Origin of the sequence: Streptomyces sp. CB02261, from assembly GCF_001905665.1 — a bacterium.
In the GTDB taxonomy this organism is placed as follows: Bacteria; Actinomycetota; Actinomycetes; order Streptomycetales; family Streptomycetaceae; genus Streptomyces.
Genome location: NZ_LIVX01000004.1, coordinates 263,681 through 287,807, shown reverse-complemented (window position 1 = coordinate 287,807; position 24,127 = coordinate 263,681). Strand labels below are relative to the sequence as shown.

Below are 24,127 nucleotides of genomic sequence, written 5' to 3'. Positions count from 1 at the left end.
CGGCCACCTGTTAGTCTTTTCGTACGAACGTGTGGAGAGAGGAGCTGAGGTTGATGACCGTCGCGATGGAGGCTGCCCGCAGCGGTAGCGCCCGGTCGTCCCTCAGCCTCCGGGTCTCCGGCTGACCTGACCCCGGTCACACCGGTACGTCACGTCGTCGGCCGGGACCCTCTCACCAAGGGTTTCCCACGTTGTCCGACAACGCACTGCACGATTCCTTCTTCGCCCTGCACCACGGCCTTCCGCGGCAGGGCCCCGGCTCCGACACCACCACCCGTCGGCTCCTCGCGCTCGCGGGGCGGCTCCCGGAGCGCCCGCGCGTGCTCGACCTGGGCTGCGGCCCCGGCCGTTCCGCGCTGCTCCTGGCCGCCGAGGCGGGCGCCGAGGTGACCGCCGTCGACACCCACGAGCCGTTCCTCGCGGAGCTGCGGGAGTCCGCCGCCGCCCGCGGGCTCGACGGCTCGGTCCGTACCCTCCACGCCGACATGGGCGCGCTGCCCTTCCCCGACGGCTCCTTCGACCTGGTCTGGGCCGAGAGCTCGGTCTTCGTCCTCGGCTTCGACCGGGCGCTGGCCGAGTGGCGCCGGCTCCTGGCGCCCGGGGGCACCCTGGTGCTCACCGAGTGCGTCTGGACCACCGGGGAGCCGGGCCCGGTGGCCCGCGCCTTCTGGGAGGAGAACTACCCGCTCCGTACCGTCACCGGGAACGCCGAGGCGGCGGTCGCGGCCGGCTACCGCGTCCTCGGGGCCTTCACCCAGCCCGAGAGCGACTGGGACGAGTACTACGGCCCCCTGGCCGCGCACGTGGAGGCGGCGGACACCGCCGTGCCGGGCATGGCCGAAGCCGTGGCCGGGGCGCGCGCCGAGATCGAGCTGCGGCGCGAGCACGGCTCCGACTACGGGTACGCCGGGTTCGTGCTGCGGCCCGCCGATCCCCGCTGGCACACCCGCCAGGAGACCGCCGAGGACGTTCCGGCGGTGCGCCGGATCGTGGCGGCGGCGTTCGGGTCGGACGCGGAGGCCGAGCTGGTCGACGCGCTCCGGCTCGACCCCGACGCCTGGCTCCCGGGCCTGTCGTACGTGGCCGAGGCACCCGACGGCTCGGTCGCCGCACACGCCCTGGTCACCCGCTGCCGGGTGGGCGACGCCCCCGCGGCGGCGCTCGCACCGGTGTCCGTGGCTCCGGAGCACCAGCGGACCGGGGCCGGGCAGGCCGTCGTCCGGGCCGTGATCGACGCGGCCCGGCTGCGGGGCGAGCCGCTCGTCCTCGTCCTGGGCCATCCGGAGTACTACCCGAGGTTCGGGTTCGCACGTGCGTCCGCACACGGAATCAAGCCAGGTTTCGACGTTCCGGACGAGGCGATGATGGCACTCGTGCTGGACGACTCCGTTCCCGTTCCGACGGGCACGATCGCCTATCCGGCGGCTTTCGGGGTCTGACCGCCTCGCGCCGTCGCGCCGCTCCCGCCGCACCGGAGGTACTCCGGTGCGGCGGGAGCGGCCACGTCCGGCCGTCGAAGTGCCGACAAGCCGGGTTTGTACGGCAGACTGAGGTGCCCCCACAGGGCCGAGGACCGATGCGAAGGATGGGTATGCCGACCACACCAGCCACCGCGGCTCAGATCTCGCCGGAGATCGTGTCGAACGGTGTCCAGCCGTCCGGAGTCCCGGCGCCGATCTTGCTCGAACTGGTCGACGAGGACGGGACGACGATCGGCACGGCCGAGAAGCTCGCCGCCCACGAGGCGCCCGGGCTGCTGCACCGCGCCTTCTCCGTCTTCCTCTTCGACGAGTCGGGCCGGCTGCTGCTCCAGCGCCGGGCGCTGGGCAAGTACCACTCCCCCGGCGTCTGGTCGAACACCTGCTGCGGCCACCCCTACCCGGGCGAGGCGCCGTTCACGGCGGCCGCCCGGCGGACCTTCGAGGAGCTGCGCGTCTCGCCCACGCTGCTCGCGGAGGCGGGCACCGTCCGCTACAACCACCCCGACCCGGCCTCGGGCCTGGTGGAGCAGGAGTTCAACCACCTGTTCGTCGGCCTCGTCCAGGCCGAGCCCCGGCCCGACCCGGAGGAGGTCGAGGACACCGTCTTCGTGACCGCCGCCGAGCTGGCCGAGCGCCACGCCGCCGCGCCCTTCTCCGCCTGGTTCATGACGGTGCTGGACGCGGCGCGCCCGGCGGTCAGGGAACTGACGGGTCCGTCCGGGGGCTGGTGACGACCGGCTGATGGATCACTGCCTCCGGTCCCGGTGCCATCGGGGCCAGGGGCAGTGCCGCCCAGATGATCTTGCCGCCGCTCGCGGTGTGCTCGACGTCGCAGGCGCCGCCGGACTGCTGGGCGATCTCACGGACCAGGAGCAGCCCGCGGCCGCCCGTCTGCCCGTAGTCCGCCACGAGGGCCTTGGGACGGTACGGGTGGTTGTCCTCGACCGACACCCGGATCCACTCGGGGCCGATGGCCACCTCCACCGCTATCTCCGGCGACAGCAGCGCCGCGTGCCGCACGGCGTTGGTGACCAGCTCGGAGACGATCAGCAGCAGGCCGTCCATGATCTCCTCATGGAGCGGGACGCCCTGGCGGACCAGCAGGTCACGTACGGCGTGCCGGGCCTGCGGGACGGAGACGTCTACCGCGGCAGCGGTGAAGCGCCAGACTCCTTCGTAGGACGGTTGCCGGATGGGGCCACCCCCGTGGGTCTCCACGGTCCGGTTCCCACCCTCGTGCTCGATTCTCGCCACGGATCGAGTCTTGGCAATATGTGGGGGCAGACCTGCCTACTGACCAGAAGTCGACACGTATCGGCCGTTTTCCGATCGGTTGAGTATGCCCATGTCAGTTGTTCGACTGGTCGGTGGCGCTTTCTGACGACTCCGGAGGCGCCCCAGCGGCGACTGCCGGTTCCGGGGTCACCATGCCGACGATCCTGCGCCCGCCGACCCCGATCGCGATCAGGCCGAGGCCGTCGAAGAGCAGCGCGAGCGAGAAGAAGACCCCGAGGACGTACCGGCTGCTCTCCGGCCAGTCGAACAGGACGAGCAGGCCGAGGAGCAGGCCGAAGGCTCCCTGGAGGAGGGTCCAGCCGAACTGCGGCCCGCGCACCACCACGCTGCCGACCAGCCGGAAGACACCGCCGGTCAGGAAGAGCAGGGCGGCGAACATCGTCAGCGCCTCCGCCGAGCCCTCCGGGTGACGGATCACCACGATCCCGGCGGCGATGTTCAGGGCGGCCACCACGACGGCGAGCCAGAAGTAGCTGGTGCCCCGCGACTGGATGGCCTGGAGCAGACCCACGACGCCGCCGATCAGCAGCAGCCAACCGAAGAGAAGCATCGAGGTCAGGGTGGCGAGGCCCGTGTAGACCAGGCCGACGACTCCGCCGATGGCGAGCAGGATGCCGAGCGCGGCGAGCCTGCCGAAGCTGCGGCTGAGCCGCTTCCCCTCCCGGGCCATGTCCTCGGCGGGATCCGGATGCCCGGGCGTGGTGTCCTTGGCCATGCGGCGCCTCCTCGGGGCGACCCCTTCCTGATCGTACGTTCGGGTACGGCGGATAGCATCCGGCCCATGGAGCCGCAGCTGAAGGACAGCGTCACGGACGGGATCGCCACCGTCGTCATCGCCAACCCCGCCAAGCGCAACGCGATGAGCGCCGGCATGTGGCGCGCCCTGCCCGGCGTCCTGGAGCGGCTCGCCGTCGACCCGGCGGTGCGGGTCCTGGTCCTGACGGGCGCGGGCGACACCTTCTGCGCCGGGGCGGACATCTCGGCGCTCCGCGAGCCCGGTGACGAGCAGCAGAGGCTCGCGGTGGCGGCCGAGGAGACCCTCGCGGCCTTTCCCAAGCCGACCCTCGCCGCGGTCCGGGGCTTCTGCGTCGGCGGCGGCAGCCAGCTCGCCGCCGCCTGCGACCTGCGGTTCGCCGAGGAGGGCGCCCGCTTCGGGATCACCCCGGCGAAGCTCGGGATCGTCTATCCGTCCTCCTCGACCCGGAGGCTCGCCGCTCTCGTGGGGCCGTCGGCCGCCAAGTACCTGCTGTTCTCCGGCGAGTTGATCGACGCGGAACGGGCGCTGCGGACCGGGTTCGTGGACGAGGTCCACCCCGTGGGCGAGCTGGACAAGCGGGTGGCCGAGTTCGCCCGGGTGCTGGCCTCGCGCTCGCTCCTGACGCAGGCGGCGGCCAAGGAGTTCGCCGACGGGCGCCTGGACCGGGACGCCCACTGGGCCGCGCAGGCACACGGCAGCGGCGACACCGAGGAGGGTGTCGCCGCCTTCCTTGAGCGCCGCGCGCCCCGCTTCTCCTACGGGCTCTGAGCCTCAGCCCGCCAGCACGGTCTCGCTCTCGCCGCGCCAGCGCGCGACGATCCCGGCCGGGGCCTTGTCCGGCGAGCCGGCGTCGTACGGCGGCTGCGGGTCGTACTCGGCGAGCAGCTGGACCGTCTGGGCGACCTCGTCCCCCGCGATCCGGCCGAGCAGGTGCAGGGCCATGTCGATGCCGGAGGAGACGCCGGCGGCCGTGACGTACTTGCCGTCGAAGACCACCCGCTCGCCGGTGGGTTCGACGCCCAGCGCCCTGAGTTCGTCGTAGGCGAGCCAGTGGGTGGTGGCGCGGCGGCCGTTCAGCAGCCCGGCGGAGGCGAGGAGCAGCGACCCCGTGCAGACCGAGGTGGTCCAGGTGCTGGTCTCGTCCGCGGTACGGAGCCAGGCCTGGATCTCTGGGTCGTCCTGGAACCTCCGGGAGCCGGGCCCGCCGGGCACGAGCACGATGTCCGGGTGCGGGACCTCGGTGAGGCTCCTGTCGGCGACGAGCGCGAGACTGCCCTGGTCGTTCCTGACCTGGCCCGCCTCCTTGGCGACGAAGACGGTCTCGGCTCCGGGAAGCCGGGCGAGCAGTTCGTACGGGCCGACGGCGTCGAGGGTGGTGAGGCCTTCGTAGAGCAGGACGGCGATCTGCATAGGTGTTCCCCTTCGGTGGGTGGGACGGGTCAGCCGAGAACGGCGTGGAATCGGCGGCGGTACTCCGCGGGGGCGGTCCCCAGGGCCTTGAGGAAGGCGCGGCGCATCGCCTCGGGGGTGCCGTAGCCCGAGGCTCGGGCGACCTCCTCGACACCGCGCGAGGTCTCCTCCAGGAGCCTGCGGGCGTGTTCGAGCCTGACCCGGTCGACGTAGCGGCCGGGCGGGGTGCCGGTCTCCGCGTGGAAGGCTCGGGCGAAGTGGCGGGGCGAGAGCCGGACGCGGGCGGCGAGCGCCTCGACGGAGAGGTCCTCCGCGGGGTGCTCGGTGATCCACAGCTGGAGGTCGCGCAGCGGCTCCCGGCGGGCGGTCTGGGCGGACAGCTGGGCGCTGAACTGGGCCTGGTTGCCGGGGCGGCGCAGGAAGACCACCAGGTGGCGGGCGACGGTCAGGGCCACGTCCCGGCCGAGGTCCTCCTCCACCAGGGCGAGCGACAGGTCGATGCCGGCCGTGACGCCGGCGGAGGTGGAGAGCCGGCCGTCCCGTACGAAGATCGGGTCCGGGTCCACGTCGACCTCGGGATAGCGGCGGGCGAGGTGGTCGCAGGTGGCCCAGTGGGTCGTCGCCCGGTGCCCGTCGAGGAGACCGGCCTCGGCGAGCAGCAGCGCCCCGGTGCACACGGAGACCAGGCGGCCGGCGTCGGGAGCGTGGGTGCGCAGCCAGTCGATCAGGGCGGGGGCGGGGGCGCGGGTCCCCTCGCCGCCGGGAACGACGAGGGTGTGCGGGGGGCCGTCGGCGACCGCCTCGGCGAGGGTGGTGTCGGGGAGCAGCCGCAGCCCGCTGTGCGTACGGACCGGTCCGCCGTCCAGGGAGGCGGTGCGCAGGGGGTACGCGGCCGGGTCCCCGGCGGCGCGGCCCGCACCGGCGAACACCTCGAAGGGGCCGGTCACGTCGAGGCTCTGGACGCCGTCGAAGAGGACGACGAGTACGGGTCGCTGCGTCATGGCTCCATCCTTGGCGGGACCCGCGGTGTCCGCAACGACGGAGAACCCACCTTTCCTGCCATGGGGCGGACGCCGGGAGCCGCCCGCTGTTCCCGTCGTACCGACCAGTCGGTAACGTTCGATCCATGACGACCACGCTCCCCCCGCGCGCCGGACGCCGTTGCCACAACGCCGTCAACACGGTCCACACCACGCTCTACTTCTCGCCCGACCTCGACCGCGAGTGCGGCGCCCTCGGCATCACCGACACCTCGGCGGCGCGACTCGCCGCGCGCAGCGCCCCCCTCGGCGCCGTCGGCGCCGGAACCGTCTCCGCGACCTTCTACAACTACAACCACGAGCTGCTCGCCCGGCACCTGCCCGCCGTCTGGGAGACCGCCTCCCCCGCGGCCGTCCTCGACGCGCGCCTGCGCGCCGCCGACACGACCCTGCGGCGGCTGTTCGGCGAGGAGACGGCCTCCTCCCCCGAGATGGCCGAGGCCGCCGAGCTCGCCCTGCGCGCCGCCGAGGCCTGCACCCGCCACGCCCGGCCGCTCTACTCCGCCAACGCCGACCTGCCGGTGCCCGAGGCCCCCCACCTCGCCTACTGGCACGCCGCGACCCTGCTGCGCGAGCACCGGGGCGACGGCCACCTCACGGCCCTGCTCACGCTGGGCCTCGACCCCATCGAGGCGGTCGTCTCGCACACGGCGACCGGCAGGGCCATGAGCCCGCGATGGTTCCTCGGCAGCCGCGGCTGGCGGCGCGCCGACTGGGAGGCGGCGGCCGAGCGGCTGCGCGACCGCGGCCTGCTCGACGCCGACGGGGAGCTGACCGAGGCGGGGACGAGGCTGCGGGAGGACGTGGAGGAGGTCACGGACCGGCTGGACACCGCGCCGTACGACCACCTCGGCGCGGCCGGGGTCGAGCGGCTCACCGAACTGGCCCGTGGCTTCGCCGTCGCGGCGGCCGGTGCGGGCGCCTTCCCGGCCGACCTCCTCGGCAAGGGCTGAGGCGCGCCGGGGGTCCCGGCGCGCGCGTCACCGGGTCGGATGCCGCGTACGGGTGAGCGACCCGGCACAATGCACTCGCAAGCTTGAGGCACGAGAAGGCGAGTCGGGACACCGTGACGACGTCCATCGAAGCAAGGATCGCCGAGGAGCTCGGCGTACGCGAGCGACAGGTGAAGGCAGCCGTCGAGCTGCTCGACGGCGGCTCGACCGTGCCGTTCATCGCGCGCTACCGCAAGGAAGCGACGGAGATGCTCGACGACGCGCAGCTGCGCACCCTGGAGGAGCGGCTGCGCTATCTGCGCGAACTCGAGGACCGCCGGTCGGCGGTCCTCGACTCGGTCCGCGAGCAGGGCAAGCTGACGGAGGAGCTGGAGGCCCGGATCCGGGCCGCCGACACCAAGGCGCGCCTGGAGGACATCTACCTGCCCTTCAAGCCGAAGCGCCGGACCAAGGCCCAGATCGCGCGCGAAGCCGGTCTCGAACCGCTGGCGGAGGGGCTGCTGGCCGACCCGTCGGTGGAGCCGGCGGCCGCCGCCGCGGCTTTCGTGGACGCGGACAAGGGCGTCGCGGACGCCGCCGCTGCCCTGGAGGGGGCACGGGCGATCCTCGCGGAGAGGTTCTCCGAGGACGCCGACCTCATCGGGGAGCTGCGCGAGCGCATGTGGGGCCGGGGCCGGCTCGTGGCGAAGGTGCGTGAGGGCAAGGAGGAGGCCGGGGCGAAGTTCGCCGACTACTTCGACTTCGCCGAACCGTTCACGGCGCTGCCCTCCCACCGGGTGCTCGCCATGCTGCGCGGCGAGAAGGAGGACGTCCTCAGCCTCGACCTGGAGCCGGAGGAGCCCTCCGAGACCCCCGGGCCCTCCTCGTACGAGGGGATCGTCGCGCACCGCTTCGGCGTGGCCGACCGGGGGCGCCCCGGCGACAAGTGGCTCCAGGACACCGTCCGCTGGGCCTGGCGGACGCGGATCCTGGTCCACCTCGGGATCGACCTGCGGCTGCGGCTGCGGACGGCCGCCGAGGACGAGGCGGTCCGGGTCTTCGCGGCCAACCTGCGCGACCTGCTGCTCGCCGCGCCCGCCGGCACCCGGGCGACGCTGGGCCTCGACCCCGGCTTCCGTACGGGTGTGAAGGTCGCCGTGGTCGACGCGACCGGGAAGGTCGTGGCCACCGACACGATCTATCCGCACGTGCCCGCCAACAAGTGGGACCAGGCGCTGGAGAGGCTGGCCCGCCTGGCGAAGGAGCACGCGGTCGAGCTGGTCGCGATCGGCAACGGCACGGCCTCCCGCGAGACCGACAAGCTGGCGGCCGAACTGCTCGACAAGCACCCCGAGTTGAACCTGACCAAGGTGATGGTCTCGGAGGCGGGGGCCTCGGTCTACTCGGCCTCCGCGTTCGCCTCCCAGGAACTTCCCGGTCTCGACGTGTCGTTGCGCGGCGCCGTGTCCATCGCGCGGCGGCTCCAGGACCCGCTCGCGGAGCTCGTGAAGATCGACCCGAAGTCCATCGGCGTCGGCCAGTACCAGCACGACCTGGCCGAGGTGAAGCTCTCGCGCTCCCTCGACGCGGTCGTCGAGGACTGTGTGAACGGCGTCGGCGTCGACGTCAACACCGCCTCCGCGCCGCTCCTCTCGCGGGTCTCGGGCATCAGCTCCGGTCTCGCGGAGAACATCGTCGCGCACCGGGACGCCAACGGCCCCTTCCGCTCCCGCCGGGCGCTGAAGGACGTGGCCAGGCTGGGTCCGAAGGCGTACGAGCAGTGCGCGGGCTTCCTGCGCATCCGGGGCGGCGACGACCCGCTCGACGCCTCGTCGGTGCACCCCGAGGCGTACCCGGTGGTGCGCCGGATGGTGAAGGCGACGGGCGGCGAGGTCGCGGCGCTCATCGGTGACACGGGCACGCTGCGCTCGCTCCGGGCGGACGACTTCGTCGACGAGACCTTCGGTCTGCCGACGGTGACGGACATCCTGCGCGAGCTGGAGAAGCCGGGCCGGGACCCGCGACCGGCGTTCAGGACGGCCACCTTCAAGGAGGGCGTCGAGAAGATCGGCGACCTGGAGTCCGGGATGGTCCTCGAAGGGGTCGTCACCAACGTCGCCGCCTTCGGGGCGTTCGTCGACATCGGTGTGCACCAGGACGGTCTGGTGCACGTGTCCGCGATGTCGAAGAACTTCGTCAAGGACCCGCGCGACGTGGTGAAGCCCGGCGACGTGGTCAAGGTGAAGGTCCAGGACGTCGACATCCCGCGCAAGCGGATCTCGCTGACGCTGCGGCTCGACGACCGGACGGGCGCCGAGGCCCCTGACGGCGCTCCCCGGCGTGAGCGGGGCGAGCGCTCCGGTCGGCCGCCGCAGCAGCGGCAGGGCGGCGGCCGGGGCGAGCGCGGGAACCGGGGCGGGCAGCCCGACCGCGCCGGGCAGGCCGACCGGGGCCGGGACGGCCGGGGTGGCGGTCAGGGCGACCGGAGCGGCCGGGGCGGGCAGTCGGAGCGGGGCGGCCGGGACCGCGCCTCCGCCCCCGCGCCCGCGAACAGCGCGATGGCCGACGCCCTGCGCAAGGCAGGCCTCCTGGGCGAGGGCGGCGGCAAGCGCCGCTGACCGCACGGGGGGCGGGGCCACGGCCCGACGGGTCGTGGCCCCGCCCCCGGGGAGACCGTTCCGACGCGGTGGGCCGACGCCGACGCCGTGGTCGTGCGCGCCCGGCACCTGTTCCGGACGGGACCTTGCGGACAGGTCTGCGGCGTCTACGACGTCGACGCGGTCTACGGCAGGAAGCGCATGGCCCAGTCGGCGCGGTTGGCGACCGAGAGGTCCTCGTCCGCCGTGAGGGGCTGGAGGAGGGCGCGGGCCGTCTTCGGGTCCGCCTGGACCAGGTCGACGATCTCGGCGGCCAGACCGTCCTGGTCGTCTCCGAGGTCGACGGCGGAGGCGCGGATCAGCGCGGGCAGGGCGTCCGGGCCGCCGATGGCGGCGAGGACACCGCCGAGGAGCTCACGGGCGTAGGCGTTCCGGTCGGCCAGGGCCTGGTCCAGCTCCGCCTGGAGGCGCGGCAGGAGCCCGGCGTCGCCCGAGGCCGCGATCTCGTCGGCGAGGTCGATCGTCTCGTCGACGTCCGCGTCCAGATCGTCCAGCATCTCGGTGAGCCGGGTCAGTAGGTCGGTCATGGTGCCTCCTGGAAAGCGCCGTCCACGAGGACGGGGACGGCCGTCGAGCTGTCGACCTCCGCGGCCACGGCCACGTCCTGCGGAAAGCCGTACTCGTACAGTTCACGGCCCGAGTCACAGCCGTGCAAGGCGGTGCCCGGGTCCTCGGTGGCCGACCACAGCGTGGCCGCCGCGGTCGCCTCCGGGGTCAGGGGGTGCGGGCCCGCGAGCCCGGCCAGGACGGCGCCGGCGCCCAGCAGGTCTTCCAACGCCGGGCGCAGCGAGCCGTCGGGCCACCGCTCCCCGGCGGCGATGACGGCGAGCGGGCGCTCGGCCGATCCGTGGCCCCGGTCGGTGAGCCAGCGGGCGACGGCCGTGTGGTTGCGCAGGGAGGCGGCGACGACGGTGGCGCCGTGCGACGCGGCCTCCGCCGCGATCGTGGAGCCGTTCGGGGACGGCAGGACGAGCCGGTCGGGCACGGGCGCCGCCCGCAGCGCGGCCGGGGAGAGCGTCCACGGATGCGCCGGCGTGGCCTCGCTCCGGCCGACGGCGAGGACGGCGCCCTTCTCCCGCGCGTACGCGACGGCGGTGGCGTCCCGCCAGCGGTACGGGTGGACGGCGGTGCCGCCCTCGACGGCGACGCCCACGGCCGTGGTGAAGGACAGCACGTCCACGACGACCACGCAGGCGGCCGAGGGGGCGAGGACCCGTGCCGCCACGGGCCCCCAGCCGAAGGCGACCGCCATCAGAGTTCGGTCACCTTGCCGTCGGCGACCTCGACGCGCCGGGTGGTGCGGACCGCGTCGAGCATCCGCCGGTCATGGGTGACGAGCAGCAGGGTGCCGGTGTACGAGTCGAGCGCGGTCTCCAGCTGCTCGATGGCCGGCAGGTCCAGATGGTTGGTCGGCTCGTCGAGGACGAGCAGGTTCACGCCCCGCCCCTGGAGCAGGGCGAGCGCGGCCCTGGTCCGCTCGCCCGGGGAGAGCGTGGTCGCGGGCCGCATCACATGGGCGGCCTTGAGGCCGAACTTGGCCAGCAGGGTACGGACCTCCGCGGGCTCCGTGTCGGGCACGGCCGCGCAGAACGCCTCCAGCAGGGTCTCCGTGCCGTGGAAGAGCTTGCGGGCCTGGTCGACCTCGCCGACGACGACACCCGAGCCGAGGACCGCGTCACCCGCGTCCAGTGGCAGCCGGCCCAGGAGGGCGGCGAGCAGGGTCGACTTCCCGGCGCCGTTGGCGCCGGTGACGGCGACCCGGTCGGCCCAGTCGATCTGGAGGGTGACCGGGCCGAAGGCGAAGTCGCCGCGGCGCACCTCGGCCTCGCGCAGGGTCGCGACGACCGAGCCGGAGCGCGGCGCGGCCGCGATCTCCATGCGCAGCTCCCACTCCTTGCGGGGCTCGTCGACGACGTCGAGGCGTTCGATCATGCGCTGGGTCTGGCGGGCCTTCGCGGCCTGCTTCTCGCTGGCCTCGCTGCGGGCGTTGCGTCCGAGCTTGTCGCCGTCGGTGGCCTTGCGGCGGGCGTTCCTGACGCCCTTGTCCATCCAGGACCGCTGCATGTGGCCGCGCGCTTCGAGGGCGGCCTTCCTGCCGGCGTACTCCTCGAACTCCTCGCGCGCGTGGCGCCTGGCGGTGTCCCGCTCCTCCAGGTACGCCTCGTAACCGCCGCCGTACAGGGTGATCTGCTGCTGGGCGAGATCGAGTTCGAGGACCTTGGTGACGGTACGGGTGAGGAACTCGCGGTCGTGGCTGACGACGACCGTCCCGGCGCGCAGCCCCTTGACGAAGGACTCCAGGCGCTCCAGGCCTTCGAGGTCCAGGTCGTTCGTGGGCTCGTCGAGGAGGAAGACGTCGTAGCGCGAGAGGAGGAGCGAGGCGAGGCCGGCGCGGGCGGCCTGGCCGCCGGAGAGGGAGGTCATCGGCTGGTCGAGGCCGACGGTGAGGCCGAGGGAGTCGGCGACCTCCTCGGCGCGCTCGTCGAGGTCCGCGCCGCCGAGGTTCAGCCACGTCTCCAGGGTCGTGGCGTACGCGTCGTCGGAGCCGGGCGTGCCGTCGACGAGGCCCTGGGTGGCCTCGTCCATGGCGGCCTGGGCGGCGGCGACGCCGGTGCGGCGGGCGAGGAACTCCCGCACGGTCTCCCCGGTGCGGCGCTCCGGCTCCTGCGGGAGGTGGCCGACGGCGGCGGTGGGCGGGGAGAGCCGGAGCTCGCCCTCCTCGGGGGTGTCGATCCCGGCGAGGAGCCGCAGCAGGGTCGACTTCCCGGCGCCGTTGACACCGACGAGGCCGATGACGTCGCCGGGGGCGACGACGAGGTCGAGCGAGGCGAAGAGGGTGCGTTCGCCGTGGCCGGCGGCGAGGTCCTTGGCGACGAGGGTTGCAGTCATCAGGGAACGAATTCTAGGGCCTGTCCCGAACGCCGTGCCGAGGCGTCGAGGAGCCGCATCAGCACGGCCCGGTAGGTGGCGCCGTGGAAGCGGAAGGGGCCGACGCCGGGGTAGCCCTCACGCGGGTCGGCGGTGGGGCCGGTCTGCCAGGCGAAGTCGCGCCAGACGATGTCCTCGCCGTGCTCCCCAGCGCGCTCGACGACGGCCGTGACGGCTCCGCAGCCGGGGTCCGCGCAGTCGGGGCAGGAGTGGATCACCTGGCGGCCGTCCGCGAGCGAGGGGACGGGGTCGAGGAGCCGGCGGACGTGCTCGGCGCGGAGGGTGGGCGGCAGGTCGGCCGCCAGGGGCGAGACCGCGTCGGTGCCGTCGGCCTCGTCGAGGCGGTGGAGCAGCTGGCGGCCGTCGACGACGAGGTCGAGGTCGTCGGGCCGGGGGTGGGGCGAGCCCCAGGGAGGGGCACCGTCCGGGAGGACGGCGGGGGCGAGGTCGAGAGTCGTGTACGCGGCCGGCATGACTGCAAGCATTCCCCGGTGGGAGGCCCCGTTCCATGGCTGGGCCGTCCCGGAAATGTACCGGTCCCGGTACGGACCGCCCCCGGGCGCGCGGCTCGGAGACGGCGGCGGGGCAGGGGCGGGGGCGCCGGAGGCGACCGCGGGGGCAGAGGCCGGAGGCGACCGCGGGGCGGGGGCCGGTCTCGTCGACCGGTCCCCGCCCCGCGTACGGCCGTCACTTCCAGAGCGGCGGCCTGCTGTTGTTGTCGGCGTCGGCGCACTGGCGGGCGCGGCGCTCCAGCGCGTCGGCGCGGGCGAGGGCCTTGCGGGCCTCCGTCGTGGCGCCGAGACGCTTGAGCTGGGCGGCCCGGTCGCGCTCCTTGCGGGCGTCGGTCCGCAGCTTGGTGACGTTGCAGGTGATGGTGCCGGCGGCGGCGGGCTCGGCGGTCACCGTCTGGCCGAGCAGTACGCCTCCGGCGAGCAGCGTGGTGGCGAGCAGTGACGTCAGGACGCGACGTGCGGTCTTCGTGTGGCGCATGGTGGTTCGCTCCAACTTCCGGGCCGTGGGGACCCGTTCGAGGCATGGTCAGTACCAGTCGGTAACTTTACCTCGGCAAAGATCGGAATCACGCCATCGCGTCCCCGCGGCACGTGATCGTCAACACTCCTCCACAGGACTGCCACTGACGAGGTGATAGGTGGCCCGCGCGTCCAGGAGCAGCGGGACGAGCGCGCGCCGCGACTGGCGCAGCGGCACGAACACCCCCGCGCTCTCCGGGCGTACGGTGACGCCGTGCAGGGCCAGTTCGTCGCCGACCTCGGCGTACTGGGCGGCGTCGAGGCGGTAGCCGCACGGTGGGTCGGCGATGATCTCGCCGGGCTCCGGCGGATCGTTGTCCGCGCCGCCGAGGTGGACCGGCCCCCGGTCGGCGAACCCGGCGAGCCGGGCGGCGGCGGTGGCCGCCGTGAGCGGGCCGCGGCGCTCCTCTACATAGGCGAAGGCGCCCTCGAGGGCGGCGTGCTGGGTGGCGACCCGACGCCGGTGGTTGCGTGCGGGATCGTTCTGCTCGGCCTCGTCGAGCGCGTCCACCCGGGTCTCGACGAGCAGGCCCGCGGAGTGCTTGATGCCGGCCGTGTTGCGCAGGATCCGTTCCTGGCCGTCGCCGGCGACCTGCTTGATCGGCTTGCCGGTGAGGGGGTCGGTCCAGATGCCGTAGATGCCGCTGCTGTAGCCGGCGAGCCCGGCGGCGGGCCGGACGTAGGCCTCGGAGAGGGTCCGGGACTCGTCGTGGACGTGCGGGTCGGTGTCGAGGCTGCGCGGCCAGAGGGCGAGCAGGTCCTTGTCGTAGTACCGGGGGGTGGCACCGTACTCGTGCAGGTCGTAGACGAGTTCGGGGCGACGGTCGCGGATGACGGCGGCGACCGCCCGTGCCTCGGCGGTCCGCAACGCGATGTGGTCGCGGTTGACGTCGACCCCGTCGCCGTTGCCCCGGGTGTCGGCCTCCCGGCCGTCGGGGTTGGCGGTGGGGACGACCAGGAGGGTCGTCCGGGCGAGGAGACGCCGGGTCTCCGGGTCCTGGGCGTGGGCGAGGTCGCGCACCGTGCTCAGACAGGCCTCGCGGCCCGCCGGCTCGTCGCCGTGCTGGCTGCAGACGAGCAGCACCGTGGTGCGGCCCGTGCCGAGGGTGGCGAGCCGGAGCGGGCGGCCCTGGGCGGTGGTGCCGATGACCCGCAGCGACACGCGCTCGCTCGCCCGGTCGACGGCCGTGAGGAAGTCCCGCTCCTCGGCCTCGGTGGTCCATCGCGCGCCGCGGGTCGTCTCGAACCCGGTGCGCGGGAGGGGTTTCACGGGTGCGCTGTCCGCGGCCTCGGCGGGGACGGTGACGAGCGGCAGGGCGAGCGCCGCGGCGCCCGCCACGAGGGCGAGGGCGCGCCGTGAGCTCCGGAGGGCGGCGGGGGACGTCATCGGGCGGCTCCTGCTCCGGGGAGGCGGGGACCGGTGACCGCGACCGGCGGTTCGGCGCCGAGCGGGGACGGTACGGCGGAGGGCGCCGGCACGGCCGGGTACGGCCCCGAGGTGGCCCGGGCGAAGGCCGCGGCGCCGCCCACCAGCGGCAGCTCGGCCCGGGTCCGGGCGAGGTCGAGGACCAGGGTCGGGGTGGTCGACGGGGGATCGAGGAGGTCCTTGTCGGTACCTCCGACGATCAGGGCGAGCCGGTGCCCGGCCGGGACGACATGGTCGGTGGAGGCGAGGTCCAGGGTCATCGTGTACGCCCTGCCGGGGGTCAGCGGGCGCTCCCGGCCCGGGTCGGCCCAGGTACCGAGATCGGCCCATCCCCGGCTGACGACCGTGAAGCCGACGTCCGTCGTGCGGGCCTCGGTCTCCTTGAAGCAGGCGCTGTCGCCGGGGGTGCTCGCGCCCCAGCAGGTGCGGTCGGTGAGGGTGGTGATGCCTTCGCCGGCGGCGCCGTAGTCGCGAATCGTGTCGGGGCCCAGGTCGACGAGGACGGCGGTGAGGTGGGCGGTGCTGGTGCTCGGGGTGGCGGTGAGCGTCACCTTCGAGGAGCCGGAGATCCGCAGGTCGCGGGAGAGGGGGCGGGTGACGAATCCGGCCTTCTCCGGGGTCGCGCTGTCGATGCGGGCCGACCAGTCGAGCTCGCCGAGGCCCGGGTCGTCGGTGAAGGTCGCGGTGGAACCGGGGGCGGCGGGGGCGCGGCCGAGGACGCCGGGTCCCGCCGGGGCGCCAGGGGCGGGGCGCAGGGTGGTGGGCGCGGTGGTGCGGGGCGGCCAGTGCCGGTCGGTGGTCCAGCGGTCCGGTGCCCGCTCGATGTCGGCGACCGGCTCGCGGTCGATGCCGTTCTCGTAGCCGAGGAGGTGGTGGTCGAACCAGCGGTGCAGGGTGCGGACCCACTCGGCGCGGCGGAAGTCGAAGGGGTCGACGTGGCCGGTCTGGGAGAGCCAGATCTTCCGCTCGACGCCGTGGGCGGCGAGCGCGTCCCACCACCGGCCGAACTGGTTCGCGCGCACGTTGAGGTCCTGCTGACCGTGCACGACGAAGACGCTCGCCCTGACCTTGCCCGCGTCCCTGACGTGGTCGCGCTCGGTCCAGGCCGGGGTCCGGTCGCCGCTGTAGGGGGTGCCGACGGTGATGCGGTCCTGGACGGCGCCGCAGCGGGCCTGCGCCTCGGGGCTGTTGACGTACGCGGAGAGCCAGCTCGGGTTGGCGTCGTAGAGGGGGGCGCCCTGGGAGTGGAAGTAGTCGTACCAGGAGGAGATGGCGCCGATCGGGACGATCGTCTTCAGGCCTTCGACGCCGGTGGCGGCGACGCCGTTGGCGACGGTGCCGTCCCAGCTCTTNGCCGATCATGCCGACGTTCCCGGTGCTCCAGGTGGTGGCGCGGGCCCGGGTGTCGCCCGTACGGGAGGTGTAGCCGCGGGCCCGGCCGCCCAGCCAGTCGACGACCGCCTTGGCCGACTGGACGTCGGAGCGCCCGCCGACGTCGTCGCAGCCGTCGGAGCGGCTGGTGCCGGCCAGGTCGACGGCGACGTACGCGTACCCGCGGGGGACGAAGAAGTTGTCGTAGAAGAGCGGGAACAGGACGGGGTCGCCGTCGGCGTCGTAGGTCTTCTTCTGTCCCTCGTTGCCGCGTCCGCAGCAGGCGTAGTAGGGGCTGGCGTCCATGATGACCGGGATCTTCCGGCCGGCCGCCGCGGGCTCCCGGGGGCGCACGATGTCGACGGCGACCCGGTCCGCGCGCCCGTCGCCGTCGCCGTCGAGTCCGGTGTCGACCCAGACGGACTCGCGTATGGCGTCGGCGTACGAGTGGACGGGCCGGGACTCCCGCACGGAGGAGGCGGAGGACGAGGGGGACGGCTCGGGCCGCGCGCCGGCGGGCGTGACCAGGGTCGCGAGCAGGGCGGCGGTGGCCGCGGCCACGAGGGCTCCGTACGGCAGTCGGGCTCCGCGGGTTCTCCGCGTTCGCATCGGCATGGGCGGGAACGTACCCCGGTCAACTCCCGTACAAAAGAGTGCCGCAGGGAATCAGGGGTGATTCGGGGTGATCCCGGAGACGCAGGGGTTCATGTCGGCCGAATAGCAATCGTGTGACAGGGGGTCCTCTGGACGTGACGGTGCGTCGGGGAGCTGAATAGTGTCCGGACTAAGGACCGACGCCCACCCGCGCGTCTTACGTTTCTTATGACTTGGGGAGCACCTGTGCACCGCAGAATCATCGTTCCGAGCGCCCTCGCGGCCGCCCTGCTGCTGGCGATCCCGGCATCGGCGGCGGACTTCGCGCCGGGGGCGCCGGGCATCGGCGACTCCTACTACCCCACCAGTGGCAACGGCGGCTACGACGTCTCCCACTACGACCTGCGCCTGACGTACCAGCCCGCCACGGACCTGCTGGAGGGCACGGCGACGATTCTCGCCACGACGAAGCAGAACCTGTCCCGGTTCAACCTCGACCTCGGCCTCAAGGTCAGTGAGGTCAGGGTCAACGGCCGCGTCGCGAAGTTCACCGCCTCGGGCGCGCACGAGCTGGAAGTCACCCCGGCCGTACCGCTGGAGCGGAACAAGGCGATCTCGGTCGTCGTCCGCTACGCGGGCAAGCCCTCCGAGGTGAAGATCGACGGCTGGTCGGCCTGGGCCCGTACGCCGGACGGCGGCGTCGCCGCGCAGGAGCCGGATTCGGCCGTCTGGTGGTTCCCGTCCAACGACCACCCGCTCGACAAGGCCACCTTCGACGTGTCCGTCTCGGTGCCGGACGGGCACCAGGCCATCAGCAACGGCGTGCTGCAGTCGCAGTCCTCGCGACTCGGCTGGACCCGCTTCAACTGGCGCTCGAACAAGCCGCAGGCGACGTACCTGGCCACGCTGGCGGTCGGCAGGTTCGACATCACGACGGACAGGACGGCGAACGGGCTGCCGGTCCTCAACGCGTACAGCAAGGACCTCGGCGACAACGACGGTGCCGCGCGCGCCTCGATCGAGCGCACGACCGAGGTGGCGGAGTGGCTGGAGGGGGTCTTCGGGCCGTACCCCTTCAACTCCCTCGGCGGGTACGTGCCGAACGTCACCAGCGGGTACGCCCTGGAGACGCAGACCCGCCCGTTCTACAGCCCGCGGCAGTTCGCCAACGGCGCGAACGTGTCGGTGGTCGTCCACGAGCTGGCGCACCAGTGGTACGGCGACAGCGTGTCCGTCCGTGACTGGAAGGACATCTGGGTCAACGAGGGCTTCGCCCGCTACAGCCAGTGGCTGTGGTCGGAGAAGGAGGGCGAGGGCACGGCACAGGAGCTCGCGGACTACGTGTACGCCACGCGGACGGCCGAGGACCCGTTCTGGACGGTGAAGCCGGGCGACCCGGGGGCGGAGAACCAGTTCCACATCGCCGTCTACGACCGGGGCGCGCTGGCGCTCCAGGCGCTGCGCAACGAGATCGGCGACGAGGACTTCTTCGCGATCCTGAAGGGCTGGCCGGCGGAGTTCGCCTATGGCAACGCGCGGGTGTCGGACTTCGTGCGGTACGCGGAGCGGGTCTCCGGCAAGCCGCTGGCCGGGCTCTTCGACACCTGGCTGTACCAGCCGTCGAAGCCCTCCGCGTCGACGGCGGCCGCGGCCGGCCTGTCCGCCCCGGCCGCGCGGGCGGCCGCTCCGACGGCGGGACGGCCGGCGACGGAGCGCGCGAAGCCGGCGCAGCCCAAGTCGTGGAAGAAGATCGCGGCGACGAACACGATCCACGAGACCGGGGAGCACCACGCCCACTGATCGATGGGGAGCCACCGTCGACCGGTGACGGCCCACGGCCATCCGACCCCCGTCACCCGGTCGTCCCGAGCCCCCGGTCACACGGCTGAGGTGCCCGGCCGGTGACCGGGGGCCCCGTCACCCGGGGCCCCCGGTCACCGGCCGTCCGTCAGCGCGATGCGCGGCGGGCGGCCTCGCGTGCTCGGCGGGCCAGGGGCAGATAACGCAGCCGCTCCGGCAGCACGGGCACCACGGCCCGGACGACCCGGGCGAGGCAGCGCAGGGCGCGCTCCTGCTGGTCGGTCCACTCGAGGCCGATGGCCTCCCGGGCGTCCGGTGGCATCAGGCCGACGGTGAGGAAGGCCCGCAGCCGCAGGAAGGGGCGGCGCAGGACGGGCCAGAGCAGTCGGAGGGCGAGCCTCAGCGGCAGCGGGCCGCGGTCAGGGGCGGGCACCGGCTGGTCGGGGTCGAGCAGTTCCCGGACGACGACGGTCGCCTCCAGCTCGTCCGCCAGCACCTTCCGGTAGTACGGCCAGAACTCCTCGATCGTCTGCGGCATGTCACGGTCGTGGATGCCGAGGATCCGGCCGACCTGGAGCCACTCCCGGTACAGCTGCCGTTCCTGCGCCTCGGTGAGGGGACGGGCGAGGAGACGGAGTCCCCAGGTGTAGACGGGGAAGCCGGTCGCGTGGACCCAGGCGTAGTAGGCGGGGGTGAGGGCGTGGTAGCGGCGTCCGTGGGCGTCGGTGCCCTGGATCGTGCGGTGCAGCTCCCGCAGTCGGCGCCCCTCGCGGGCGGCGTCCTCGCCGCCGTAGATCCACAGCTGGAGCGAGCGCAGGGACCGCTCGCCGCGGCCCCAGGGGTCGGTGCGGAAGACGGAGTGCGCGTCCACGCCGGCGCCGATCGCCGGGTGCGCGACCTGCATGGTGAGGGCGGCGGGCAGCATCAGGAGCGCCCGGATGTCGCCGGCGACGCTCCACAGCACCCCACCGACGGGCGGCGGCGCCGGGTCGGTGGGACCGGTGGGGCTTACGTGGTCCATGGGGCTCTCCTCACCCTCAAGGCTGACCCACGACGAAGGGGCCGTCACCCGGGCCCTGTGCACCCTGGTGACGGCCCCTTCCGGGGTGTACGGGTCAGGCGCGGTCGGCGCCGACCGGCTCGCCGACGATGCGGGCGGCGAGGGCGTGGGCCCAGGCGTCGACGTCGGCGGTGAGCTCGCGCTCGGCGGCGGCGCGCTCGGCGGCGATCTTCTCGGCACCGGCGGCGAGGATCGCGTCGCGCTCGGCGCTGCCCTCGGCGCGGGCGGCGGCGATGGCGACGGAACCCTCCTCGACGGCCTTGGAGCGGATGCGGGCGGCGTCGTGGCGGGCCTCGGCGAGCTCGGCCTCGTACTGCTCACGGATCTGCGTGGCCTCGGCGCGCAGGCCGTCGGCGCGGTCGGTGCCGCCCTCGATGGCGTCCTCGCGGGCGTCGAGGGTGCGACGGATCTTGGGCAGGATGCCCTTCGCAAGGAGGAGGAAGGTGAGCCCGAACAGAACCGCGCCGAGGATGAGCTCGGCCAGGACGGGGTTGAGCGGACCGAGGTCCATGTTGAAGATCTGTGAGTTGCTCGCGAGGGTCATGCGCGCATTCTACCTGGACAAAAACACCACAAATCAGACAGCCGCAGGAGAGTTGGCGCGCTTGTGCGGGCCCGGCAAGATTCCCGGCACCCAAAGGCTACCGGAAGGTAACCACGGCTGATTGTATGTGCGGCGCAAGGTCAACCCCCCACCCTCTTCTGGGAGTTCACGTGTCGTTCGCCGCACTCCGCCGCGCCCCCGGCGCCGCTCTCTCGCTCGCCCTCGCCGCCGCCACGCTGGCGGCGACCGCACCGGGCGCGACCGCGGCCCCCACCACGGCCGCCGAGGCCCCGCGGCTGAAGGTGCTCTCGTACAACGCGTTCCTCTTCTCCAAGAGCCTCTACCCGAACTGGGGACAGGACCACCGGGCCGCGGCGATCCCCGCCGCCTCCTTCTTCCAGGGGCAGGACGTCGTCGTCCTCCAGGAGGCCTTCGACAACGGCGCCTCGGACGCGCTCAAGGCGAACGCCGCCGACCGCTACCCGCACCAGACCCCGGTCGTGGGCCGCAGCAAGAGCGGCTGGGACGCCACCGGCGGGGCGTACTCCTCGACCACCCCCGAGGACGGCGGGGTGACGATCCTCAGCAAGTGGCCGATCATCCGCAAGGAGCAGCACGTCTACAAGGACGCCTGCGGCGCCGACTGGTGGTCGAACAAGGGCTTCGCGTACGCCGTGCTGGACGTGAACGGCAGCAAGGTCCACGTCGTCGGCACCCACGCCCAGTCCACCGACCCGGGCTGCTCGGCGGGCGAGGCGGCGCAGATGCGCAGCCGCCAGTTCAAGGCGATCGACGCCTTCCTCGACGCCAAGAACATCCCGGCGAACGAGCAGGTGATCGTCGCCGGTGACATGAACGTCGACTCGCACACGCCCGAGTACGGCACGATGCTCGCCGACGCGGGCCTGGCGGGCGCCGACGCCCGCACCGGCCACCCGTACTCCTTCGACACCGACCTGAACTCGATCGCCTCCGAGCGCTACCCGGACGACCCGCGCGAGGACCTCGACTACGTCCTCTTCCGCGCCGGGAACGCCCGCCCCGCCGGCTGGACCAACCACGTGATCCTGGAGCAGAGCGCCCCGTGGACCGTCTCCAGCTGGGGCACGCGGTACACGTACACCAACCTCTCCGACCACTACCCGGTCGTCGGGTTCTGACCCGACGACCGGCGGCGGGCCCGGCTCAGTACCCGGGTCCGCCGAAGAGACTGTAGAGCCAGGCGCCGAGGACCCCGGCGACACAGAGCAGCACGACGAAGGAACCCAGGCTCGTGTGCCGCCCCTTGCCGGGCCGGGCGGCGCGGGCCGCCCGGCCCGGCTTCCGCTGCTTCCCGGAAGGCCGGGACCTTCGCGTCGCGGCGGGAGCCGGTTCGGCGACCGCGGCGACCTCGGCGAGGAGGCCCCGGCAGACCGCCGCCAGCTCCGCCGTCCCCGCCGTCAGGTCCACGACCACCTCGGTCCGGGCCGGCGCGGTGGTCCCGCCGTCGAGGAGCCGCCCCGCCCGCAGCAGGGCCTGGTCCTTGCCCCCGGTCGGCCCGAGGCTGATCCAGCGCCGCACGTGCTCGCCCCGTATCACCACACCACCGCCCCGCTCCCGGTAGACGGTGTGCTCCCGCCACAGGACGCCGGCCAACTCGTCGGCCGTCTCCCTGAGTTGCGCGTACATCTGCATCCCCTGCTCCCCATGCCCCTGGTCCGGACAGCCGCCGACTCTAGCCGCCGGACGCCGGACGCCCCACCACACCCCGGCCCCTCGCCCCTTACGCGCCGAAGTCGTACACGGTGACCGGTATCCCCCGCTCCACCAGCCGCCGGTCGACCAGCGGCTCGACCCGCGCCCAGGAGCCGCCCGCGAGCCCGCAGCCGATGCGCGGCATGTGGACCGAGGCGCCGAGCTCGACCGCACGGTCGGCGAGCAGCCCGAGAGCGGCGTCGATCGCCTCGTACCGCACGGGCACACCGCTGCTGCGCCCGGTGCGCGTCCCCCGCTGCCCCACCAGGTTGGCCACCCAGACGTACGGCTCGACCTGCACGAACTGGGCGGCGCCGAGGCCGAAGTCGTTCCCCGCCCGCTCGCGGTGCCACCTGCGGTACGCCGCCTCCGGCCCGCTCCAGCGGCGGGAGACGGCCAGGACGAAGCCCTTGCCCCAGCCACCGAGGTCGTTGCAGACATGGGCGATGATCTTGACGCCCTTGCCCCGCGGCGAGGTGGCGTCCCCCTGGACATACGTGATGCCGGTCATGGTGATCACGCTACGCGCCGCCACTGACAGCGCGGTTCCGGCGGTCGCGCCCGACCGGCCCAGGGCGGGGGGTGGTTCAGGCGCGGGTGTAGCGGCGGACGCGGTAGCGGAGGCTCGTGGTGGAGAGCTGCCAGCCGGTGTCGTCGGTGAGCTGCCAGGCCGGGTCGAGAACGGGTGCGTAGGTGTCGCCGGTGACCGGGGCGTCCACCTCCGTCACCGAGAGCGTTCCGGCGTGGGGCAGGGCGGCGCGGTAGATCTCGCCACCGCCGATCACCCACGTCATGGCCGTCTCGGCCGGCTCGGCCGACTCGCCCGCGAGGCTGAGGGCCGCTTCGACGGAGCCGGCGCGCTCCGCGCCCTCGGCCGTCCAGCGCGGATCGCGCGTGACCACGATGTTGCGCCGGCCGGACAGCGGGCGGAAACGCGCGGGCAGCGAGTCCCAGGTCTTGCGCCCCATGATCACCGGGTGGCCGAGGGTGGTCGCCTTGAAGTGCGCCATGTCCTCGGGAAGGCGCCACGGGATCGCGTTGCCCGCGCCGATCACGCCCTCGGGCGTCTGCGCCCAGATCAGTCCGACGTTCATACGGCGACCGGGGCCTTGATCGCCGGGTGGTGGCGGTAGTCCACGACCTCCACGTCGGCGTAGGCGTAGTCGAAGAGCGAGTCCACCTTGTGGAGGCGCAGCTCCGGGAAGTCGAACGGGGTGCGCGTGAGCTGCTCGGTGACCTGCTCCACGTGGTTGTCGTAGATGTGGCAGTCGCCGCCGGTCCAGATGAAGTCGCCCGGTTCCAGGCCCGTCTGCTGCGCCACCATGTGGGTGAGCAGGGCGTAGCTCGCGATGTTGAAGGGGACGCCGAGGAACAGGTCGGCGCTGCGCTGGTACAGCTGGCAGGAGAGCCTGCCGTCGGCGACGTAGAACTGGAAGAAGGCGTGGCACGGGGCGAGCGCCATCCGGTCCAGCTCGGAGACGTTCCAGGCGGAGACGATCATCCGCCGGGAGTCCGGGTCGTCGCGCAGGGTGTCGAGGACCTGGCTGATCTGGTCGATGTGCCGGCCGTCGGGCGTGGGCCAGGAGCGCCACTGGACGCCGTAGACCGGGCCGAGCTCGCCGTTCGCGTCCGCCCACTCGTTCCAGATGCTGACGCCGTGCTCCTGGAGCCAGCCGACGTTCGAGTCGCCGCGGAGGAACCACAGCAGCTCGTACACGATCGACTTGAGGTGCACCTTCTTGGTGGTCACCAGCGGGAACCCCTGCGAGAGGTCATAGCGGAGCTGGTGCCCGAAGACACTTCGGGTGCCGGTCCCGGTCCGGTCGGCCTTGGCCGTCCCGGAGGTGAGCACCAGTCGCAACAGGTCTTCGTACTGTGTATCCGCCACGGAGGTCGAGTCTACTGCGGGCCCGGTGATGTCCCGCACGCGCACTCTTTTACAGCGGTGGTGAGACAGCAATACTGTTCAAGTGACCCGGACCGGCGGGTCGACCGGCAGGGAAGTGAGGGCACCTCGGATGGGCGTCGGGAGCGGCGAGGGGGAGGTGCCCCGTGGGGACGTGCTG

The 24,127-nt window shown here is 73.3% G+C and carries 24 protein-coding genes and 1 pseudogene; 7 read left to right on the top strand and 18 right to left on the bottom strand.

Annotation, left to right across the window (positions count from 1 at the left end; translation table 11 throughout):
* Positions 1-191: 191 nt before the first annotated feature.
* Together AMK29_RS14725 and idi are read left to right on the top strand one after the other, a co-directional pair.
* The gene (locus AMK29_RS14725; RefSeq protein WP_073812754.1) at positions 192-1,439 is read left to right on the top strand and encodes a bifunctional class I SAM-dependent methyltransferase/N-acetyltransferase; all 1,248 of its coding nucleotides are present in this window, start codon (positions 192-194) and stop codon (positions 1,437-1,439) included.
* A gap of 152 nt (positions 1,440-1,591) precedes the next feature.
* Positions 1,592-2,212: an isopentenyl-diphosphate Delta-isomerase gene (idi, locus tag AMK29_RS14720; protein ID WP_073812752.1), complete on the top strand. Its 621-nt coding sequence runs from the start codon at positions 1,592-1,594 to the stop codon at positions 2,210-2,212.
* On the opposite strand, the gene AMK29_RS14715 is transcribed toward idi, so the two are convergent.
* Complete coding sequence (locus AMK29_RS14715; RefSeq protein ID WP_443334070.1) at positions 2,178-2,726, bottom strand: ATP-binding protein; 549 nt, start codon at positions 2,724-2,726, stop codon at positions 2,178-2,180. The two genes, idi and AMK29_RS14715, sit on opposite strands and share 35 nt — an antisense overlap.
* Before the next feature lie 103 nt (positions 2,727-2,829).
* Positions 2,830-3,492 carry an HdeD family acid-resistance protein gene (locus AMK29_RS14710; protein WP_198942243.1) on the bottom strand — a complete coding sequence of 221 codons (663 nt, stop codon included), beginning with the start codon at positions 3,490-3,492 and terminating at the stop codon, positions 2,830-2,832.
* Positions 3,493-3,558: 66 nt separating this feature from the next.
* On the opposite strand from AMK29_RS14710, the gene AMK29_RS14705 reads away from it, so the two are divergent.
* A complete protein-coding gene (locus AMK29_RS14705; protein ID WP_073812748.1) occupies positions 3,559-4,302 on the top strand; it encodes an enoyl-CoA hydratase/isomerase family protein in 744 nt (247 codons plus the stop codon).
* 3 nt (positions 4,303-4,305) lie between these two features.
* Here the strand turns inward: AMK29_RS14705 and AMK29_RS14700 are convergent, their stop codons facing one another.
* Both AMK29_RS14700 and AMK29_RS14695 read right to left on the bottom strand, forming a co-directional pair.
* The gene (locus tag AMK29_RS14700; protein WP_073812747.1) at positions 4,306-4,944 is read right to left on the bottom strand and encodes a DJ-1/PfpI family protein; all 639 of its coding nucleotides are present in this window, start codon (positions 4,942-4,944) and stop codon (positions 4,306-4,308) included.
* A gap of 29 nt (positions 4,945-4,973) precedes the next feature.
* Positions 4,974-5,945, bottom strand: coding sequence for a GlxA family transcriptional regulator (locus AMK29_RS14695; protein ID WP_073812745.1), 972 nt, complete (start codon positions 5,943-5,945; stop codon positions 4,974-4,976).
* A 125-nt stretch (positions 5,946-6,070) separates the two neighbouring features.
* Here AMK29_RS14695 and AMK29_RS14690 point away from each other — a divergent pair, with 125 nt between their 5' ends.
* Both AMK29_RS14690 and AMK29_RS14685 read left to right on the top strand, forming a co-directional pair.
* Positions 6,071-6,937, top strand: coding sequence for an SCO6745 family protein (locus AMK29_RS14690; protein ID WP_073812743.1), 867 nt, complete (start codon positions 6,071-6,073; stop codon positions 6,935-6,937).
* A gap of 113 nt (positions 6,938-7,050) precedes the next feature.
* Positions 7,051-9,534, top strand: a complete 2,484-nt coding sequence (locus AMK29_RS14685) for a Tex family protein (protein WP_073812742.1) — start codon at positions 7,051-7,053, stop codon at positions 9,532-9,534.
* A 164-nt stretch (positions 9,535-9,698) separates the two neighbouring features.
* Here the strand turns inward: AMK29_RS14685 and AMK29_RS14680 are convergent, their stop codons facing one another.
* From AMK29_RS14680 to AMK29_RS37045, 8 genes and pseudogenes are all read right to left on the bottom strand, one after another.
* The gene (locus tag AMK29_RS14680) at positions 9,699-10,100 is read right to left on the bottom strand and encodes a hypothetical protein (protein WP_073812740.1); all 402 of its coding nucleotides are present in this window, start codon (positions 10,098-10,100) and stop codon (positions 9,699-9,701) included.
* On the bottom strand, positions 10,097-10,825 hold the full coding sequence (locus tag AMK29_RS14675) for a 2-phosphosulfolactate phosphatase (protein WP_073812739.1): 729 nt from the start codon (positions 10,823-10,825) through the stop codon (positions 10,097-10,099). The genes AMK29_RS14680 and AMK29_RS14675 overlap by 4 nt, the downstream gene beginning before the upstream one ends.
* Positions 10,825-12,462 (bottom strand): ABC-F family ATP-binding cassette domain-containing protein, encoded by a 1,638-nt coding sequence (locus AMK29_RS14670; protein ID WP_073812737.1) that lies wholly within the window; start codon positions 12,460-12,462, stop codon positions 10,825-10,827. The genes AMK29_RS14675 and AMK29_RS14670 overlap by 1 nt, the downstream gene beginning before the upstream one ends.
* Positions 12,462-12,974 carry a hypothetical protein gene (locus AMK29_RS14665; protein ID WP_073812736.1) on the bottom strand — a complete coding sequence of 171 codons (513 nt, stop codon included), beginning with the start codon at positions 12,972-12,974 and terminating at the stop codon, positions 12,462-12,464. The genes AMK29_RS14670 and AMK29_RS14665 overlap by 1 nt, the downstream gene beginning before the upstream one ends.
* A gap of 214 nt (positions 12,975-13,188) precedes the next feature.
* On the bottom strand, positions 13,189-13,491 hold the full coding sequence (locus AMK29_RS14660) for a hypothetical protein (protein WP_073812734.1): 303 nt from the start codon (positions 13,489-13,491) through the stop codon (positions 13,189-13,191).
* 120 nt (positions 13,492-13,611) lie between these two features.
* Entirely contained in the window at positions 13,612-14,919 is a 1,308-nt protein-coding gene (locus AMK29_RS14655) for a M14 family metallopeptidase (RefSeq protein ID WP_073812733.1), read from the bottom strand.
* Positions 14,916-16,310 (bottom strand): annotated as a pseudogene (locus AMK29_RS14650) (CocE/NonD family hydrolase C-terminal non-catalytic domain-containing protein); the annotation flags it as partial. The pseudogene AMK29_RS14650 and the gene AMK29_RS14655, both read right to left, overlap by 4 nt.
* A gap of 1 nt (position 16,311) precedes the next feature.
* On the bottom strand, positions 16,312-16,944 hold a 633-nt coding region (locus tag AMK29_RS37045), incomplete at its 3' end, for a CocE/NonD family hydrolase (RefSeq protein ID WP_443334065.1).
* Between the two features lie 225 nt (positions 16,945-17,169).
* Between AMK29_RS37045 and AMK29_RS14645 the strand changes: the two genes are divergently transcribed.
* Positions 17,170-18,723, top strand: coding sequence for a M1 family metallopeptidase (locus tag AMK29_RS14645; RefSeq protein WP_073812731.1), 1,554 nt, complete (start codon positions 17,170-17,172; stop codon positions 18,721-18,723).
* A 148-nt stretch (positions 18,724-18,871) separates the two neighbouring features.
* On the opposite strand, the gene AMK29_RS14640 is transcribed toward AMK29_RS14645, so the two are convergent.
* Together AMK29_RS14640 and AMK29_RS14635 are read right to left on the bottom strand one after the other, a co-directional pair.
* On the bottom strand, positions 18,872-19,744 hold the full coding sequence (locus AMK29_RS14640) for an oxygenase MpaB family protein (protein WP_073812729.1): 873 nt from the start codon (positions 19,742-19,744) through the stop codon (positions 18,872-18,874).
* 94 nt (positions 19,745-19,838) lie between these two features.
* Positions 19,839-20,327: a F0F1 ATP synthase subunit B family protein gene (locus tag AMK29_RS14635; protein WP_073812727.1), complete on the bottom strand. Its 489-nt coding sequence runs from the start codon at positions 20,325-20,327 to the stop codon at positions 19,839-19,841.
* 125 nt (positions 20,328-20,452) lie between these two features.
* On the opposite strand from AMK29_RS14635, the gene sph reads away from it, so the two are divergent.
* Positions 20,453-21,487, top strand: a complete 1,035-nt coding sequence (gene sph / locus AMK29_RS14630) for a sphingomyelin phosphodiesterase (RefSeq protein ID WP_073812724.1) — start codon at positions 20,453-20,455, stop codon at positions 21,485-21,487.
* 25 nt (positions 21,488-21,512) lie between these two features.
* Here the strand turns inward: sph and AMK29_RS14625 are convergent, their stop codons facing one another.
* From AMK29_RS14625 to AMK29_RS14610, 4 genes are all read right to left on the bottom strand, one after another.
* On the bottom strand, positions 21,513-21,995 hold the full coding sequence (locus tag AMK29_RS14625; protein WP_073813803.1) for a hypothetical protein: 483 nt from the start codon (positions 21,993-21,995) through the stop codon (positions 21,513-21,515).
* A gap of 94 nt (positions 21,996-22,089) precedes the next feature.
* Positions 22,090-22,572: a macro domain-containing protein gene (locus tag AMK29_RS14620; RefSeq protein ID WP_073813801.1), complete on the bottom strand. Its 483-nt coding sequence runs from the start codon at positions 22,570-22,572 to the stop codon at positions 22,090-22,092.
* Between the two features lie 76 nt (positions 22,573-22,648).
* The gene (locus tag AMK29_RS14615; protein ID WP_073812722.1) at positions 22,649-23,155 is read right to left on the bottom strand and encodes a dihydrofolate reductase; all 507 of its coding nucleotides are present in this window, start codon (positions 23,153-23,155) and stop codon (positions 22,649-22,651) included.
* The gene (locus AMK29_RS14610) at positions 23,152-23,949 is read right to left on the bottom strand and encodes a thymidylate synthase (protein ID WP_073813799.1); all 798 of its coding nucleotides are present in this window, start codon (positions 23,947-23,949) and stop codon (positions 23,152-23,154) included. The genes AMK29_RS14615 and AMK29_RS14610 overlap by 4 nt, the downstream gene beginning before the upstream one ends.
* Positions 23,950-24,127: the final 178 nt, after the last annotated feature.

Excerpts from the sequence above, each read along its gene's own strand:
- AMK29_RS14640 (WP_073812729.1), bottom strand. The coding sequence starts at position 19,744 with ATGGACCACGTAAGCCCCACCGGTCCCACCGACCCGGCGCCGCCGCCC.
- AMK29_RS14710 (WP_198942243.1), bottom strand. The coding sequence starts at position 3,492 with ATGGCCAAGGACACCACGCCCGGGCATCCGGATCCCGCCGAGGACATG.
- AMK29_RS14615 (WP_073812722.1), bottom strand. The coding sequence starts at position 23,155 with ATGAACGTCGGACTGATCTGGGCGCAGACGCCCGAGGGCGTGATCGGC.
- AMK29_RS14660 (WP_073812734.1), bottom strand. The coding sequence starts at position 13,491 with ATGCGCCACACGAAGACCGCACGTCGCGTCCTGACGTCACTGCTCGCC.
- AMK29_RS14625 (WP_073813803.1), bottom strand. The coding sequence starts at position 21,995 with ATGTACGCGCAACTCAGGGAGACGGCCGACGAGTTGGCCGGCGTCCTG.
- AMK29_RS14695 (WP_073812745.1), bottom strand. The coding sequence starts at position 5,945 with ATGACGCAGCGACCCGTACTCGTCGTCCTCTTCGACGGCGTCCAGAGC.
- AMK29_RS14690 (WP_073812743.1), top strand. The coding sequence starts at position 6,071 with ATGACGACCACGCTCCCCCCGCGCGCCGGACGCCGTTGCCACAACGCC.
- AMK29_RS14680 (WP_073812740.1), bottom strand. The coding sequence starts at position 10,100 with ATGACCGACCTACTGACCCGGCTCACCGAGATGCTGGACGATCTGGAC.
- AMK29_RS14700 (WP_073812747.1), bottom strand. The coding sequence starts at position 4,944 with ATGCAGATCGCCGTCCTGCTCTACGAAGGCCTCACCACCCTCGACGCC.
- AMK29_RS14620 (WP_073813801.1), bottom strand. The coding sequence starts at position 22,572 with ATGACCGGCATCACGTATGTCCAGGGGGACGCCACCTCGCCGCGGGGC.
- AMK29_RS14655 (WP_073812733.1), bottom strand. The coding sequence starts at position 14,919 with ATGACGTCCCCCGCCGCCCTCCGGAGCTCACGGCGCGCCCTCGCCCTC.
- AMK29_RS14675 (WP_073812739.1), bottom strand. The coding sequence starts at position 10,825 with ATGGCGGTCGCCTTCGGCTGGGGGCCCGTGGCGGCACGGGTCCTCGCC.
- AMK29_RS14705 (WP_073812748.1), top strand. The coding sequence starts at position 3,559 with ATGGAGCCGCAGCTGAAGGACAGCGTCACGGACGGGATCGCCACCGTC.
- idi (WP_073812752.1), top strand. The coding sequence starts at position 1,592 with ATGCCGACCACACCAGCCACCGCGGCTCAGATCTCGCCGGAGATCGTG.
- AMK29_RS14635 (WP_073812727.1), bottom strand. The coding sequence starts at position 20,327 with ATGACCCTCGCGAGCAACTCACAGATCTTCAACATGGACCTCGGTCCG.
- AMK29_RS14670 (WP_073812737.1), bottom strand. The coding sequence starts at position 12,462 with ATGACTGCAACCCTCGTCGCCAAGGACCTCGCCGCCGGCCACGGCGAA.
- sph (WP_073812724.1), top strand. The coding sequence starts at position 20,453 with ATGTGCGGCGCAAGGTCAACCCCCCACCCTCTTCTGGGAGTTCACGTG.
- AMK29_RS14665 (WP_073812736.1), bottom strand. The coding sequence starts at position 12,974 with ATGCCGGCCGCGTACACGACTCTCGACCTCGCCCCCGCCGTCCTCCCG.